At 69.1% G+C, this 15834-nt stretch carries 14 protein-coding genes; 7 read left to right on the forward strand and 7 right to left on the reverse strand.

Going from position 1 to position 15834, the window contains the following annotated elements:
- Positions 1-2 precede the first annotated feature (2 nt).
- Positions 3-1184 carry a low temperature requirement protein A gene (locus OG963_RS26490; protein ID WP_371799525.1) on the reverse strand — a complete coding sequence of 394 codons (1182 nt, stop codon included), beginning with the start codon at positions 1182-1184 and terminating at the stop codon, positions 3-5.
- 198 nt (positions 1185-1382) lie between these two features.
- Between OG963_RS26490 and OG963_RS26495 the strand changes: the two genes are divergently transcribed.
- The 6 genes from OG963_RS26495 to OG963_RS26520 are packed head-to-tail and all read left to right on the forward strand — an operon-like array spanning position 1383 to position 6793.
- Positions 1383-2522 carry an MFS transporter gene (locus OG963_RS26495; RefSeq protein ID WP_371799526.1) on the forward strand — a complete coding sequence of 380 codons (1140 nt, stop codon included), beginning with the start codon at positions 1383-1385 and terminating at the stop codon, positions 2520-2522.
- Positions 2519-4831: a molybdopterin oxidoreductase family protein gene (locus tag OG963_RS26500; RefSeq protein WP_371799527.1), complete on the forward strand. Its 2313-nt coding sequence runs from the start codon at positions 2519-2521 to the stop codon at positions 4829-4831. Before OG963_RS26495 ends, OG963_RS26500 begins: the two co-directional genes overlap by 4 nt.
- A gap of 7 nt (positions 4832-4838) precedes the next feature.
- Positions 4839-5441 carry a 4Fe-4S dicluster domain-containing protein gene (locus OG963_RS26505; RefSeq protein ID WP_093776394.1) on the forward strand — a complete coding sequence of 201 codons (603 nt, stop codon included), beginning with the start codon at positions 4839-4841 and terminating at the stop codon, positions 5439-5441.
- Positions 5438-6160 carry a ubiquinol-cytochrome c reductase iron-sulfur subunit gene (locus OG963_RS26510; RefSeq protein WP_371799528.1) on the forward strand — a complete coding sequence of 241 codons (723 nt, stop codon included), beginning with the start codon at positions 5438-5440 and terminating at the stop codon, positions 6158-6160. The genes OG963_RS26505 and OG963_RS26510 overlap by 4 nt, the downstream gene beginning before the upstream one ends.
- On the forward strand, positions 6157-6543 hold the full coding sequence (locus OG963_RS26515) for a hypothetical protein (protein WP_371799529.1): 387 nt from the start codon (positions 6157-6159) through the stop codon (positions 6541-6543). The genes OG963_RS26510 and OG963_RS26515 overlap by 4 nt, the downstream gene beginning before the upstream one ends.
- A gap of 22 nt (positions 6544-6565) precedes the next feature.
- Positions 6566-6793 carry a hypothetical protein gene (locus tag OG963_RS26520; protein ID WP_030926653.1) on the forward strand — a complete coding sequence of 76 codons (228 nt, stop codon included), beginning with the start codon at positions 6566-6568 and terminating at the stop codon, positions 6791-6793.
- Between the two features lies 1 nt (position 6794).
- Here the strand turns inward: OG963_RS26520 and OG963_RS26525 are convergent, their stop codons facing one another.
- The 6 genes from OG963_RS26525 to OG963_RS26550 all read right to left on the reverse strand — a co-directional run bounded on the left by OG963_RS26525 (position 6795) and on the right by OG963_RS26550 (position 12833).
- Positions 6795-7283 carry an MscL family protein gene (locus OG963_RS26525; RefSeq protein WP_256328179.1) on the reverse strand — a complete coding sequence of 163 codons (489 nt, stop codon included), beginning with the start codon at positions 7281-7283 and terminating at the stop codon, positions 6795-6797.
- A 165-nt stretch (positions 7284-7448) separates the two neighbouring features.
- Entirely contained in the window at positions 7449-8027 is a 579-nt protein-coding gene (locus OG963_RS26530) for a hypothetical protein (RefSeq protein WP_176902287.1), read from the reverse strand.
- Between the two features lie 369 nt (positions 8028-8396).
- A complete protein-coding gene (locus OG963_RS26535) occupies positions 8397-9230 on the reverse strand; it encodes an S-methyl-5'-thioadenosine phosphorylase (protein ID WP_030926660.1) in 834 nt (277 codons plus the stop codon).
- 91 nt (positions 9231-9321) lie between these two features.
- Complete coding sequence (locus OG963_RS26540; RefSeq protein WP_030926662.1) at positions 9322-9669, reverse strand: FmdB family zinc ribbon protein; 348 nt, start codon at positions 9667-9669, stop codon at positions 9322-9324.
- Between the two features lie 66 nt (positions 9670-9735).
- Complete coding sequence (locus OG963_RS26545) at positions 9736-11019, reverse strand: MFS transporter (protein WP_371799530.1); 1284 nt, start codon at positions 11017-11019, stop codon at positions 9736-9738.
- Between the two features lie 311 nt (positions 11020-11330).
- Positions 11331-12833: a potassium/proton antiporter gene (locus OG963_RS26550; RefSeq protein WP_256223703.1), complete on the reverse strand. Its 1503-nt coding sequence runs from the start codon at positions 12831-12833 to the stop codon at positions 11331-11333.
- A gap of 243 nt (positions 12834-13076) precedes the next feature.
- Between OG963_RS26550 and OG963_RS26555 the strand changes: the two genes are divergently transcribed.
- Positions 13077-15830, forward strand: coding sequence for a penicillin acylase family protein (locus tag OG963_RS26555; RefSeq protein WP_093776408.1), 2754 nt, complete (start codon positions 13077-13079; stop codon positions 15828-15830).
- The last annotated feature ends 4 nt before the right edge of the window (positions 15831-15834 follow it).

Genomic DNA, 15834 nt, shown 5'->3' on the forward strand with positions numbered 1-15834 from the left:
CCTCACGCATGGGTCGGCGGAACGGAGGTGGAGACCGGCCCGCCCGGTGCCGGGCGCCGCGACAGCACCACTCCGGCCGCCACGGTCGCGGAGGCCACCAGGCCTGCCGCGAAGACCGCGTACTCCCCGGCGAACGTACAGGCCAGGATGGCCACCGCGGCCAGGGGGAGAGGCAGTTGCTCCGCGAGGTCGCGCTTGAAGTGGCGGGCGTGCAGCAGCCAGACCGTCAGCAGGAAGACCGCCGAGGGTACGGTCACGGCGGCCGAGGCGGCCTCCGCCGACACATGGGCCTTCCCGGTGGCCCCTTCCACCGCGACCTCGATGCCCGCGCCGATCGCGGCGGCGGAACCGAAGATCACGTAGTGGCCGTATCCCCAGATGAACGACTGCCTGCTGCCACGGAGATAGTTGTGGATCGGAACGGCGAAGTAGACCCACCAGGCGGCGAAGACGATCAGCAGTCCGCCCGCGGCGACCGGCAGCAGTTCGCCGAGCGCGTCGTGCTCGTCGACCGACTCCTGGACGGCGACCGTTGCCGCGGCGATCGTCTCGCCGAGCACGATGATGGTGAACAGGCCGTACCGTTCGCCGATGTGATGCGGATGCCAGCTCGTCCTGCGTTCACGCTCGGCGACGGCCGGAACCGACAGCTCGCACAGGGCGAGTGCCACGTAGACCGCGGTACGGGTGCCGTTCATGTCGGCGGGCACGAACAGCATGCCGATCCAGCCCAGTTGGGCCAGGGCGATCCCGATCGCGTACCGCTGCGCGACCCTGCGTTCCGCACCCTCGGAACAGTGGACCACCCGCAGCCATTGGCTGGTGAGCGCGAGCCGCATCACCACATAGCCGATGACACCGAGAGTCCAGTCCCCGTCGTCGAAGGCGCGCGGCACCCCGGCGGCGAAGATGAGCACACCGGTGATCTGGACGAACGTGACCAGGCGGTAGAGCGTGTCGTCGGTGTCGTACGCGGAGGCGAACCAGGAGAAGTTCACCCAAGCCCACCAGATCCCGAAGAACACGGCCAGATAGCTGGCGATCCCGGTGCCGGGATGCCCCTCGGCGAGGGCATGCACGAGACGACCGCCCGCCTGGGCGACGGCCACGACGAAGCACAGGTCGAAGAAGAGTTCCAGCGGGGTCGAGGTGCGGTGCTTCTCGGTGCGGCTGCGGGCGGTCATCCGGGGCATGGGGCCCAGCACAGCAGACCACTTGGGTGGTCGGTGGCGGGACGCGCAGGTCGTACGGGGAAAGCGTCCCGCGTCAGGTCCTGCGCCGCGGACCGTCGCGCGCCCGGGCTTCGTGCCGCTGGGTGACGCGCTCACTCAGCCGGACGTCAAATCAGGACCAACCGTCCCATCCGGCCCTACGGTGGGCCGGTGACCGAGCCCCCAGAAGCCGCAGACGAAAGCGCAACCGCGGCCGCCACCGCGTCGAACCCGGCCGGGGCCACGCCTGTACCGCCCGCCCCCGGCAGCGCCCGCACCGCGGTCCTCCGCTCCGTCACCTCTCGTGCGACCGCGGTCGGCGTCATCGTCTCCGTCCTGCTGGTCCTCGCGATCGTGTTCGGCAGCCGGCTGCTGGAGAACTTCGACTCCGCGCTCCTTCCGTATGCGGTCGCCACGGTCTTCCTCGCCTTCGGTGTCGCCTACCGCTACACGGTCTGGGTCTCCGCGCCCGGGGCACGCCGCCTGTTCAAGCAGGGCTGGCGGAGCTTCTTCTCCATGGCCAACTTCCGCAAGGGCCCTACCGCTCTGCCGAGGATGATCGCCACCTATCTGGGCTTCCAGAAGTTCCTCGGTGCCCGCTCGCACGCCCGCTGGGCCGCCCACCAGTTGATCTTCTGGGGCTGCATCCTCGCCTCGCTGATCACCTTCCCGCTGACCTGGGGCTGGTTCACCTTCACCTCCGGCACCGGCTCGGGCCCCGGCTACGAGATGCGGATCTGGGGCTTCAAGATCATCGGTTTCGATTCGCTGAACATCCTCGGGTGGCTGATGTTCCACGGTCTGGACATCGCCGCCGTGCTTGTCATCCCCGGGGCCTCCTACTTCCTCTGGCGCCGTATGAAGGATCGCGGCGCCATCACCGGCCAGCGCTTCGGCTACGACCTGGTGCCGCTGATCGCCCTGATCGTCATCTCCGTGACCGGTCTGCTGCTCACCTTCTCGTCGATCTTCCTGCACGGCGGCGGATACGAATTCCTGGGGATCCTCCACATGGTGTCGGTGGTCTTCACCCTCATCTACATCCCGTTCGGGAAGTTCTTCCACATCGTCCAGCGACCGGCCGCGGTCGGTATGCAGCTGTTCAAGTACACCGGCCGGCAGGACCAGGAGATCTTCAGCTGCCGCCGCTGCGAGGAGCCCATCGACACCGGGCCGTACGTCGAGAACCTCCGCGGCACCATGCGCGATCTCAGCCTCGACTTCGACGAGTGGGCCGAATACTGCCCGCGCTGCAAACGGGTGCTGCGCGGCAGCGCCTATCTCTCCCATGTGAAGAAGGGCTTCAAGTGACTGCCGACCCGGGTCCGGTCGTCCCGCTCGACCCCTCCCTCGCACCGCCGGGCACCCGGGCCTTCCGGGACGCCGGCGGCATCCCGGCCGACCGGTGGCACGCCGACCAGGACGGCGAGACGCTCGTCCCCACCCATTGCTGCTTCTGCGGCGTCCAGTGCGGGATGTATCTGCGCGTCGACCGCGGCGGCAAGGTCTTCGGCGTCGAACCCCGCAACCACGACATCAACCGGATGCGGCTCTGTCCCAAGGGCATCAATGCGTATCAGCAGGTCAACCACCCCGACCGGCTCACCGCCCCGCTGATGCGCCGCTCCCGCGACGAGGAGTTCCGGGAGGTCTCCTGGGACGAGGCGCTCGACTTCACGGTCTCCGAGATCACACGCATCCAGCAGACCCACGGCAACGACGCCTTCGGTCTCCTCGGCGGTGCCAGCCTGTTCTCCGAGAAGACGTATCTCGTCGGCAAATTCGCCCGGGTCGCCCTCAAGTCCCGGCATGTCGACTACAACGGCCGGCTCTGCATGGTCAGCGCCGCGGGTGCGAACAAGCTCGCCTTCGGCATCGACCGGGCGGGCAACCCCTTCTCCGACTGCCTGCTCACCGACTGCCTGCTGATCGCGGGCTCCAACGTCGGCGAATGCTTCCCCGTGATGACGCAGTACGTGTGGGGGGCCCGGGACCGCGGCGCCAGCCTGATCGTCGTCGACCCCCGCGAGACCGCGATCGCCCGCACCGCGGACATCCATGTCGCCCTCAAGCCGGGCACCGACTCGGCCTTCTTCACCTCCGTCCTGAACGTGGTCATCGAGGAGGGCCTCACCGACGAGGCGTATCTCGCCGCCCACGCCACCGGCTGGGACGAGGTCAAGGCCAAGGCCGCCGAATACCCACCGTCCCGCGCCGCGGAGATCTGCGGCATCCCCGCCGAACAGGTCGTCCAGGTCGCCCGCACCTTCGCCCGCGCCCCCAAGGCCATGGCCTGGCATGCCCGCGGTATCGAACACCACTCGCAGGGTGTCGAGAACTGCCTCACCGTGATCAACCTCTGCGCCGCGACCGGCCACATCGGCAAGCCCGGCGCCGGCTACGGCACCATCACCGGCCAGGGCAACGGGCAGGGCGGCCGAGAGCACGGCCAGAAGGCCGACCTCCTTCCCGGCGGCCGCTCGATCATGAACGAGGAGCACCGTCGGCAGATCTGCGAGATCTGGGGCATCGAGGAGTCCGAACTCCCGCCCGCCGGTACCTCGATGATGGAAATGGTCTGGCAGATGCAGCGTCGCGAGATCCGCGGTCTGATCGGCATCTGCAACAACCCCTTCGTCTCCCTGCCCAATTACCGGGTGGTCAAGGAGGGGTACGACGCCACCGAATTCCATGCCCAATTCGACTTCTTCCTTTCCGAGACCGCTGCCAACGCGCATGTCGTCCTTCCCGTCACCACCTGGGCCGAGGACGAAGGGGTGATGGCCAACGCAGAGGCCCGCGTGGTCAAGCACAACAAGGCCCAGGAGGCGCCCCCCGGGGTACGGACCGACACCTGGGTGATGTGCGAACTCGCCCGGCGGCTCGGCGCGGGGGACAAATTCGCGTTCGCCGACTCGCGTGCGGTCTTCGACGAGTTGCGGATCGCCTCCGCCGGAACCGTCAACGACTACTACGGCATCACCTACGAACGGCTCGAGGAGACCGGCGGCATCGCCTGGCCCTGCCCCTCCACCGACCACCCCGGCACACCCCGCCTCTTCGAGGACGGCAGGACCTACCACCCCGACGGCAAGATCCATCTGCAGGTCGTCGACTGGCACCCGCCGATGGACCCGTACGACGACGACGAGTACCCCATGTCGCTCACCACCGGCCGCACCGTCGCCCACTTCCTCTCGGGCAACCAGACCCGTCGGCTGGGTGCTCTCGTCGAGCAGACCCCGCGCCCCTGGGCCGAGATCCACCCCTCCCACGGTTTCCGCAACAGCGAACCGGTCCGCGTCATCACCCGGCGCGGCAGCGAGGTCTTCCCCGCCCTCGTCACCGAGGCGATCCGCCCCGACACCGTCTTCATCCCGTACCACTGGCCGGTCCCCACCGCCGCCAACGCCCTCACCGTCGACGCCCTCGACCCCCGCTCCAAGATCCCCGAATACAAGGTGTGCGCCTGCCGCATCGAGCACGCCGAGAAGATCGACGAGGTTCCCGCGCCTCCCGTCCCGCCCGGCCAGGTCGCCTACCCGGAGGCCCAGGTCTCCCGTACCGATCCGTTGCCGCCCACGGCCCCGCAAGGCCGTGGCACCTCGGAGAGGAGCTGAAGCCCGCATGATGGGAAGAACGATCTTCATCGACCCGGGGCGCTGCATCGGCTGCCAGGCCTGTGTGTCCGCATGCCGGGAATGTGACTCGCACCGCGGCAAGTCGATGATCCACCTCGATTACACCGACGAGGGCCACTCCGTCGCCTCCCTTCCCACGGTCTGTATGCACTGCGAGGACCCGGTCGCGCCGTGCGCCGAGGTCTGCCCCGCCGACGCGATCCTGGTCACCGCCGACGGTGTGGTGCAGCAGGCCGACACCACCCGCTGCATCGGCTGCGCCAACTGTGTCAACGCCTGCCCGTTCGGCGTCCCGAAGATCGACCTCCAGGCGAAGCTGCAGATGAAGTGCAACCTCTGCTACGACCGCACCGCCTACGGTCTCGCCCCCATGTGCGCCACCGTCTGCCCGACCGGGGCGCTGTTCTACGGAACGGCCGAGGAGCTCCAGGCGGAGCGGCCCGGCGTCCAGATCGCCGACACCTTCACCTTCGGCGAGACCGAGGTCCGCACCGGTGTGGCCATGGTCGTCCCCGCCGACAAGGTCCAGTGGCCGGTGCCCGGCGGTCTTCCCGTCGTCGAGATCAACGGGAAGGGCGTCCGCCGATGAGCGTCACCGAACAGCCGCCGACCGGGGGCCGGAGCCCTCACGGCGACGCGCGCAAGGCCCTGCACGACCGGATCGCCGCCGACTCCCTCACCACCCGGCGTGACTACCTCCGGATCGTCGCGACCGTCTCCGGCGGACTCGCCGTCGGCGGCCTCGGCGTGGCCGGCGGCATGCTCCCGCGCCACGGCGACACGGGTGACGCCAAGGCACCCGAACCGAGGAAGATCACCGCTCAGCTCCTGCCCGGCGAGGCCATCGCCTTCAGCTACCCCGAGGAGGATGACAAGGCGGTCGCCGTACGGCTGGACGACGGCACGCTCGTCGGCTACTCGGCGATCTGCACCCATCTCGCCTGCGCGGTGCTCTGGCGCAAGGACCGCGGTCCGGAGGGAGAGTTCTACTGCCCCTGCCACGAGGGCATCTTCGATGTGCGCACCGGAGAAGTCACCGCCGGACCGCCGCCCCGACCCCTGCCCAAGGTGGCGCTCACCGAGCAGACCGACGGCAGCGTCTGGGCAGTCGGCACCACCCGCTCCGGCGAGAGCATCGAGCGCGGTCTGTGCCGCCAGATCAGCGAGGAACGGCCGGACCTCGCCTCGCGGATCGGCTGCCCCTCGGTCCGGGACGGCGGGGCGGAGGCACCTCCGGCACAGGCTCCCGGCGCGAAGGCTCCCCGTACCGCGGCACCCGAAGCCGAGACCCCCGGCAGGCGGACATGACCGACGCCCGGCAACCCGCCGACCCGGAACGCCCGGCCTATCCCGAGTACCACCCGGGCAGCGCCCGGCCGGAACTGAACCGACCCGTCCACGAGCGCTATCCGCAGATCCGCTCCACCAGCGGCTACGGCCACCCCCGGGTCCGCCGCACCGGTCCGGGACCGGGAGCGGGCACCGACCAGGAACCCGAGCGCTCCTCGAAACTGACGGCCCGGCTGACCCTTGCCATGACCGTCGTCATCGGCCAGCTCTGGGGACTGACCGTCATCGTCGACGAATGGATGGAGGGCAACACCGGAACGGCCTGGTGGGGAGCGGGCTTCCTCTGTCTGTCGTTCCTCGTCGTCCTGGGCCTCTGGGTGCTTGACCCGAAGGACCGCTGACCGTCGCCGTACCCTGGTTGGTATGAGCACCGCCCCCACCCCCGGACCGCGCGATTCGAAACCGACGCAGCCGACGCCCCCGACACAGCCGGAGCAGAGGAAGCCCAAGCCGGCTCTGATCTTCGACGATCCGCTGGACCAGCAGTCCGCGGACGATACGGACCGAGCGTGGGGCGAGCGGGCTCCGGCCGGCGGCAGCGCCGCCGACCTCGCGCGCTTCCTCGACGAGAAGCCTCCCCACCACGTCTGAGTCACTCGTCGTGGCCGCGGCCCGGTTCCTGGCCGCGGCCCTTGCCCGCCGGGCCACTGCGCTGAGAGACGAGCACGTCGCGGATCTCCTTCAGCACCTCCAGTTCGCTCACCTCCAGCGTCTCCTGCACGCCGTCCTTGACAGCCTGGATCGCCGCTCGCCTCGCCAGGTACTTGGCCATCGGCAGCACCATCAGGAAGTAGACGACGGCTGCCGTGATCACGAAACTGAGCGTGGCGCTGAGCACCGAGCCCCACAGGATGCGGATGCCCTCGGTCGCCTCGCCCGTCTTCGGGTCGGTGACACAGGAGCCCTTGAGACAGGAGCTGTAGCTCCCCAGATTCTTGGTGCCGAACGCACCGACGAGCGGATCGATGACGCCCTTGACGAACGCGTTCACGATGTTGGTGAACGCGGCGCCGATGACGACCGCGATCGCCAGGTCGATCACATTGCCGCGCAACAGGAAGACCTTGAAGCCTTCCAGCAGACTGACCTACTTCTTCTCGCTCACGAGTGAGTCTTCCTCCGCATGTGCCGTAGGGGGAGCGAACTGTTCCGCAACCTACGCCAGTACGAGGCGAAACCACCCAATCCTTGCCTTTCGGAAGGTGAGTTGACGGCTCATCAGTGCGAGTGGTCCGGTGTGCACGACTCAGCACAGCGTCACCGCCAGCCGGGCCGAGATCCCCGCGCCGGCCAGCGACGCCGCCGTGCTCCGAGGCACGGACAGCACGACCAGCGCGCCACCTTCCGCAGGGCCTTCGATGAAACCGTCGCCCGCCGTCCGCGGTACCGCCGCCACCCGGGCCCCCTTCGCCACCACCCTGGCGTCCGCCCCGGAACCCCCGCCCGCGATCACGTCCACGCGGTCGCCCGGCCGCAACAGCCGCACCGTCGCCGGATCCGCGATCCGGACCGGCGCCGACACCAGCTGAACCTGTCGCCGCTCCCCTTCCGGCGCCGGGCCTCCCGCGGGGTCGGCCGCCCCGCGTCCACCGTCACCACCGGTCAGTCCTGTCGTGGCCAGCGCCGCAGCCGTCAGCGCCAGCCCGGCCGCCATCGCACGGCGCTGTCGCCACACCGCCCGCCGTAACCGACGCCCTCCACCCCCGCGCACCCGCAGCGGCGCGAACGCGGGCACCCCGCAGGGCGGTGGCGCCGACACCGGCGGACCGGGGACCGTCGGACGCGCATCGGACGAGGACGTGGTCGGAGAAACGGGCGGGAACATGGCCGACACCACCTGCCGTGGGGAGTGAGGAAACGCGAGATCCGGCGTTCGGACGAACACCGACGCCCCTCACGATCCACCGTCCGTGAGATTCCCGCCGAGCCCTGTGGACAACGCACATGCTGTGGACAACGCGGTCACCCACCCGCGCCCCACCCGCCTCGCAGAACCGCGATTGGAGCCGGGCCGGGACCAGGACCTGACCGGCACCAAGACCGGACTGGCGGGCCGCAGCCAGGACCGGGCCGGAGTCAGGAGCGGGCCGGAGTCAGGGCCGGGCCCGCGCCATGACTGGGCCCGAGTCATGACGCGGGCCCGTGCCATGACCAGGATTCGGCCGGAGCCGCGGACCAAGCCGCGGCCGCACCCCTACGGCAGCTCGATCCCCGTCTCGATCCCGTCCAGCGCACGCGCACAGGAACAGCTGCGCTCCCCTTCCGCGGGCAGAGCCGTCACCGCGTCGAAGAGCACCGCCCGCAGCCGGTCCACGTTGGCCGCGAACACCTTCAGCACGTCCCCGTGGGAGACGCCCTCGCCCGCCTCGGCGCCCGCGTCCAGGTCCGTCACCAGCGTCATCGTCGTGTAGCAGAGCCCCAGTTCACGGGCGAGCACGGCCTCCGGATGCCCGGTCATACCGACCACCGACCAGCCCATCGCCGCATGCCAGCGCGATTCGGCCCGGGTCGAGAAGCGCGGCCCCTCGACGACCACCAGCGTCCCGCCGTCCACCGGCTCCCAGCCCTTGGCGCGGGCCGAGGCCAGTGCGACCTTGCGCCCCTCGGGGCAGTACGGGTCGGCGAAGCCCAGGTGCACCACGTTCGACGCCACGCCGTCGGCACGGGTCTCCCCGTCGTAATACGTCTGCGTGCGGGCCTTGGTGCGGTCCACCATCTGGTCAGGTACGAGCAGCGTTCCCGGTCCGTACTCCGGACGCAGCCCGCCGACCGCACACGGGCCGAGCACCTGACGTACGCCCACGGACCGCAGCGCCCACAGGTTGGCGCGGTAGTTGATGCGGTGCGGCGGCACATGATGGCCGCGTCCGTGGCGGGGGAGGAAGGCGACCCGGCGGCCGCCGATCTCGCCGAGGAAGACGGAATCGCTCGGCTGTCCGTACGGGGTGTCCACGCGAACCTCGGTGACGTCCTCCAGGAAGGAGTACAAGCCCGAGCCGCCGATGACACCGATCTCTGCGTTCACCATGCGATCACACTAGCGGGGCTGTAAATGCCGAGAGCCCCGCCGATCGGATCGGCCGGGCTCTCGGATGAAGTGTGAAGCTGCGTACCTCGGCTCAGGCGGCCGACGTACCGCTCGACGACGACGCGGAGGACGACGACGAGGAAGAGGAAGCAGCGGCGGACGAGGACGCGGACGACTTCGAGTCCGACCCCGTCGAGGAAGTCGACGAAGTGGAACCGGTCGCCTTCGCGGACGACGACGCCGGCGCGCTGCTCGACGAGGAGCCGCGGCTGTCGTTCCGGTAGAAGCCGGAACCCTTGAAGACGATGCCGACCGCCGAGAACACCTTCTTCAGGCGTCCCTCGCAGTTCGGGCACACGGTCAGAGCGTCATCGGTGAACTTCTGCACCGCCTCGAGGCCCTCGCCACATTCGGTGCACTGGTACTGATAGGTCGGCACTTGCTCCTCCTGGCACTCTGACTCTGTGAGTGCTAACGACGCTCCATACTGACGTATTCCGCTGGATCAGTCCACCGTGACCGGCTCTCGGTGACCGACACCACGTGCCACGGTCCGTCCCGGAGCTCTCGGTGTCAGCCGCGAACGCAGCGTCACCAGGGTCACGAGCGCCAGCACGGTCCCCACCAGCGGCACCACGAATCCGGTGCTCGCGCCGTGGGCGTCCGCCAGTCGTCCGGCGACCGTCACGGCCGCTGCCTGGCCGAGCGCGACCGAGCCCGTCAGCCAGGTGAAAGCCTCGGTCCTCGCGGAGGCCGGAACCAGCGCCTCGACGAGTGTGTATCCGCTGATCAGCGCCGGTGCGATGGAGAGTCCGACGAGCAGCCCGAGCCCGGCCAGCAGCGGCACGGAGTGCACGGCCCACAGCCCGGACGCGGTCAGGGTCAGCGCCGCGTACCCGGCGATCAGCCTGCGTCGCGGCCCGCTCTTCCAGGCGACGGCACCGCAGGCGATCCCGGCCAGCATGTTGCCGGCCGCGAAGATCCCGTACAGCAGGCCGTTCGCGCCGGGCCGGCCGATCTCCTCGGCGAACGCGGTCAGCGAGACCTGCATGCCACCGAAGACGGCACCGATCCCGAGGAACGCCATGGCGAGCACGCGTACGCCCGGTACGGACAGGGCGGAGGTGTGTCGTTCGGAGGCGTCGGACGCGGTGGCGCGGACGGCCGGCTGGGTTCGGCGTTGCGCCGCGAAGAACAGGCCGCCCATCAGCGTCAGTGCGGCCTCCGCGATCAGTCCGGCCGCCGGATGCACCCCGGTGCACAGGGCGGTGGCGAGGACGGGTCCGATGACGAAGGTGAACTCGTCCGTCACCGACTCGAAGGCGGCGGCGGTCGACATCAGGGGCGAGGCCTTCCGGCCGGGTGCCGCGCCCAGCAGCGCCGCCCAGCGGGCCCGCACCATCGGGCCGATCTGCGGGACGGAGGCACCGGTCGGCACCGCGGCCAGGAACAGCAGCCAGAGCGGTGCGTCCGCCAGTGCGAGTGTCGTCAGTGCCGATACGGACGCCGCGTGCACGAGGACTCCCGGCAGCAGTACGGCGCGCTGGCCGATGCGGTCGGCCAGCTTGCCGCTCTGCGGGGCGAACAGTGCCATGGACACACCGGTGACAGCGGCGACGGCGCCCGCGCTGCCGTACGAGCCGGTGGCGTGCTGAACCAGCAGGACGATGCCGATGGTCAGCATCGCGAAGGGCTGCCGTGCGGCGAAGCCCGGAAGGAGGAAGGTCCACGCACCGGGGATGCGCAGCAGTTGCCCGTAACCGGGGCGGTCGGAGACCGTGGACGCCACGGTCCATGCCTTTCTGCCGCCTGGTAGCCATGCTTCCGTGGCCGGTCCGCACCTGTGGGTGCCGGTCCCGGACGGGAGCTGCCGAGAGCTGTCCTCTTCGCGCGGAACTGCGGTAGATGCCGGGCGCTCGCAGCAGAGGCGGAGGACGCCACGACCGCCATACGGTCGCGCCAGCTCTGCGTCAGGCAGAGTTGGTCGATCCGGTGTTGACCGGATCTATCGATCTTTGTCGATCACGTTTCCTTCATGCTACAGGGCAGGATCCGGTGCATGCCTGTGATTGCGGGCAATCACACCTTCGTAGCCTCGGATCAGTGGTGCGTCCTGGTCCTGCCGGTTCCACCGGCAGGACCGTCGGTCCCCAGCCACCCGGCCAGCTTGCCGCCCTCGCCGACCGCCCGCAGTCGGGCCTCGGCCGTGTCGCGCACCGGATCGGTCGCGACGACCAGCAGTTCGTCACCCCGCCGCAGCATGGTCGACGGTCCGGGCACGAAGCTCTTGCCTTCCCGTACGACGAGGGTGACGGCCGCTCCGGCGGGCAGCCGCAGTTCGGCGATCTCCACGCCGTGCATCTTCGACTTCCCGGGGATCGCCACGGACAGCAGATGCCCGCGCAGCCGCTCCAGCGGCGCCGACTCGATGCCCAGGTCGGTGGCCTCGGAGGGGTCGACGGCGATCTTCAGGGCCTTGGCCAGCCAGGGCAGGGTCGGTCCCTGGATCAGCGTGTAGACGACGACGAGCACGAAGACGATGTTGAAGACATGGGTGGAGCCCTCGATCCCGTGCACCATGGGAATGGTCGCCAGGATGATGGGGACGGCGCCGCGCAGCCCCGCCCACGACATGAAGGCCTTCTCCCGCCACGGCAGCCGGAACGGGATCAGGGAGATGAAGACCTCCATGGGGCGTGCCACCACGGTCAGGACCAGACCCACGATGATCGCGGGCCAGAAGTCTTCGAGCAGGTCGTGCGGGGTGACCAGCAGCCCGAGCAGGACGAACATGCCGATCTGGGCCAGCCAGCCGAGCCCGTCGGCGAAGCCGCGGGTGGCGGGCCAGTGCGGCAGCTTGGCGTTGCCGAGGAGCATCGCGGCCAGATAGACGGCGAGGAAGCCACTGCCGTGGGCCAGCGCGCCGGCCGCGTACGCGGACACGGCGATCGCCATCACCGCGATCGGGTAGAGACCGGACGCGGGCAGTGCCACATGACGCAGTCCGAACGAGCCGAGCCAGCCGACGGCGATGCCGACGGCCGCGCCGATCACCAGTTCCAGGGCGATCTCGCCGACCAGCAGGTACCAGCTGTCCACCGGTCCCTTGGTCGAGAAGGCCACCACCAGGATCACCACGGGGGCGTCGTTGAAGCCGGACTCGGCCTCCAGCACACCGGTGATCCGGGCAGGCAGCGGCACCTTGCGCAGTACGGAGAAGACCGCGGCGGCGTCCGTCGACGAGACGACCGCGCCGATGATCAGCGACTGCCGCCAGTCCAGGCCGACCAGGTAGTGCGCCCCGGCCGCGGTGACGCCCACGCTCACCGCGACACCCACGACCGACAGCGTCGCGGCGGCGGGCAGTGCCGGCTTGATCTCTTTCCACTTCGTGCCGAGTCCGCCCTCGGCCAGGATCACGACAAGGGCGGCGTAGCCGAACACCTGGGTCAGTTCGGCGTTGTCGAACTTGATGTGGAGGAACCCGTCCTGCCCGATGGCGATCCCGATGCCGAGGTACAGGAGCAGGCTGGGGAGCCCGCTGCGGGACGAGATGCGTACCGCCGCGACGGCGACGAGCAGGACGAGCGAGCAGACGAGCAGGAGTTCGTTGAGCGCGTGGACAGTCAGTGGCCGTTCCTTCCCTGCGTACGCCTGCCGAATGGCTCTCCGGCGGCCGGTACTTCGTTACCTTACCTAATCTTTAACGCTTTCTTGACGCGTTCGAGTGCTCATGTGACCGCTCCTCGATCCGATGGATCCCGATACCGCGTCGGACCCGCCTCGGTGCTGCGCCTATGGTTGCTCCTGCACTCCCAGGACCACCCTGCCCCTCGAAGGACAGCGATGCCCGCCAACACAACCGCCTCTTCCGGCTCTTCCGGTTCTGCCGGTGCGAAGACCGGCAAGAAGAAGGGGCGACGCGCCCGCCTGATCGTGATCGCCCTGGTGCTGGCGCTTGTCGCGGGTATCGGTTACGGCGCCTACTGGTCCGTGGGGACCGTGCGTGCCTCGTACCCGCAGACGAACGGGTCGGTCAAGATCGACGGTCTCTCCGCCAACGTCGACGTCAAGCGCGACAGCTACGGAATTCCGCAGATCTACGCGGACTCCGACACCGACCTGTTCCGTGCCCAGGGCTTCGTCCAGGCACAGGACCGCTTCTGGGAGATGGACGTCCGCCGTCATATGACGGCCGGCCGGCTCTCCGAGATGTTCGGCTCCGGGCAGGTCGACACGGACGCCTTCCTGCGGACGCTGGGCTGGCGCAAGATCGCGCAGGAGGAGTACGACACCGTCCTGTCCGCCGACACCAAGAAGAACCTCCAGGCGTACGCGGACGGGGTGAACGCCTACCTCAAGGGGCGTGACGGCAAGGACATCTCCGTCGAGTACGCCGCGCTCGGCCTCACCAACGACTACAAGCCGACGAAGTGGACCCCGGTCGACTCGGTCGCCTGGCTGAAGGCGATGGCCTGGGACCTGCGCGGCAACATGCAGGACGAGATCGACCGCTCGCTGATGACCAGCAGGCTCAGCAAGGAGCGGATCGAGGAGCTGTACCCCGCGTACCCGTACGACAAGCACCGGCCGATTGTCGGCACGGGTGCGATCTCGTCGGTCACGGGCGCGTTCGACCCGGCCGCGACGTCGTCCACCGGCGTCGGCGCGAACACCGTGCAGGGCGCCACCGAGGGCCTGAACACGCAGCTCTCCTCGCTCTCCGACACCCTCGACAAGATCCCCGCGCTGCTCGGCCCGAACGGGAACGGCATCGGATCCAACTCCTGGGTCGTCTCCGGCACCTACACGACCACCGGTAAGCCGCTGCTCGCCAACGACCCGCACCTGGCGCCGCAGCTGCCGTCGCTCTGGTACCAGATGGGGCTGCACTGCCGGCAGCTCTCGGCGACCTGCCGGTACGACACCGCCGGGTACACCTTCTCCGGCATGCCCGGCGTGATAATCGGTCACAACCAGGACATCGCCTGGGGCTTCACCAACCTCGGCGCGGACGTCACCGACCTCTTCCTGGAGAAGGTCTCCGGCGAGGGCTACCTGTACGACGGCAAGGTGAAGCCCTTCGTCACCCGCAAGGAGACCATCAGGGTCGCGGGCGGCGAGAGCCGGCACATCACCGTGCGCGAGACGAACAACGGCCCACTGGTCTCCGACCGCAGTGGCGAACTGGAGAAGGTCGGCGAGAAGGCTCCCGTCACCAATGCCGCGCCGGACCGCGGCGACGGTTACGCCGTAGCGCTGAAGTGGACCGCGTTGGAGCCGGGTCACTCCATGGACGCCGTCTTCGAGCTCGACCGCGCCAAGGACTTCAAGACCTTCCGGGCCGCGGCCGAGCACTTCGAGGTCCCCTCGCAGAACCTCATCTACGCCGACACCAAGGGCAACATCGGCTACCAGGCCCCGGGGAAGATCCCGGTCCGCAAGGCGGGCAACGGCACGATGCCGAGCCCCGGCTGGGCGTCGTCGTACGGATGGGAGAAGGACCCGATCCCGTTCGACAAGCTGCCGTGGGAGTACAACCCGAAGCGCGGCTACATCGTCACCGCCAACCAGGCCGTCGTCGACGAGAAGAAGTACCCCTATCTGCTCACCAAGGACTGGGGTTACGGCACCCGCAGCCAGCGGATCAACGACCTCATCGAGTCGAAGATCAAGGGCGGCGGGAAGATCTCGACCGACGACATGCAGAAGATGCAGATGGACAACACCAGCGAGATCGCCGCGCTGCTGGTGCCCGAGCTGATGAAGATCAACGTCTCCGACAAGAGCGTCCGTGAGGCACAGAAGCTCCTGGAGGGCTGGGACTACACCCAGGAGCCCGACTCGGCGGCCGCCGCGTACTTCAACGCGGTCTGGCGCAACATCCTCAGGCTGGCCTTCGGCGACAAGCTGCCCAAGGAGATGCGGGTCAAGGGCGAGTGCCTCACCGTCCTCCCGGCCGACAGCACGGGGCCGGTCGACGAGCAGGACAAGCCGGTACGCGAATGCGGCCAGCGCGACACGGACACGGCGCAGCCGGACGGCGGCGACCGCTGGTACCAGGTGGTCGCCAACCTCATGAACGACGAGAACAGCGACTGGTGGAAGGCGCCGAAGAACCGCAAGGACAAGGCGACCGAGACCCGTGACGAGCTCTTCGGCCGCGCGATGAAGGACGCCCGCTGGGAGCTGACCGCCAAGCTCGGCAAGGACATCTCCACCTGGAGCTGGGGCCGGCTGCACCAGCTGACCCTGAAGAACCAGACCCTCGGTACCGAAGGTCCCGATGTGCTCCAGCGGGCCCTCAACCGCGGCCCGTGGAACCTCGGCGGCGGCGAGGCCGCGGTCAACGCCTCCGGCTGGAACGCGGCGGGCGGCTACGAGGTCATCTGGGTCCCGTCGATGCGGATGGTCGTCAACGTGGGGGACTGGGACAAGTCCCGCTGGATCAACCTCACCGGCGCCTCCGGGCACGCGTTCAGCGCGCACTACACCGATCAGACCGACAAGTGGGTCGACGGCGAACTGCTCGACTGGTCCTTCGGGACGAATGCGGTGGCGAAGGCGACGAAGGACACGTTGACGCTCAAGCCGTCCTGACGCT

This window comes from Streptomyces sp. NBC_01707, from assembly GCF_041438805.1.
Classification (GTDB): domain Bacteria; phylum Actinomycetota; class Actinomycetes; order Streptomycetales; family Streptomycetaceae; genus Streptomyces.

What these genes read in the sequence shown, in the direction of transcription:
- OG963_RS26490 (WP_371799525.1), bottom strand. Translation starts at nt 1,184, where the DNA reads ATGACCGCCCGCAGCCGCACCGAGAAGCACCGCACCTCGACCCCGCTG.
- OG963_RS26505 (WP_093776394.1), top strand. Translation starts at nt 4,839, where the DNA reads ATGATGGGAAGAACGATCTTCATCGACCCGGGGCGCTGCATCGGCTGC.
- OG963_RS26510 (WP_371799528.1), top strand. Translation starts at nt 5,438, where the DNA reads ATGAGCGTCACCGAACAGCCGCCGACCGGGGGCCGGAGCCCTCACGGC.
- OG963_RS26515 (WP_371799529.1), top strand. Translation starts at nt 6,157, where the DNA reads ATGACCGACGCCCGGCAACCCGCCGACCCGGAACGCCCGGCCTATCCC.
- OG963_RS26520 (WP_030926653.1), top strand. Translation starts at nt 6,566, where the DNA reads ATGAGCACCGCCCCCACCCCCGGACCGCGCGATTCGAAACCGACGCAG.
- OG963_RS26530 (WP_176902287.1), bottom strand. Translation starts at nt 8,027, where the DNA reads ATGTTCCCGCCCGTTTCTCCGACCACGTCCTCGTCCGATGCGCGTCCG.
- OG963_RS26535 (WP_030926660.1), bottom strand. Translation starts at nt 9,230, where the DNA reads ATGGTGAACGCAGAGATCGGTGTCATCGGCGGCTCGGGCTTGTACTCC.
- OG963_RS26555 (WP_093776408.1), top strand. Translation starts at nt 13,077, where the DNA reads ATGCCCGCCAACACAACCGCCTCTTCCGGCTCTTCCGGTTCTGCCGGT.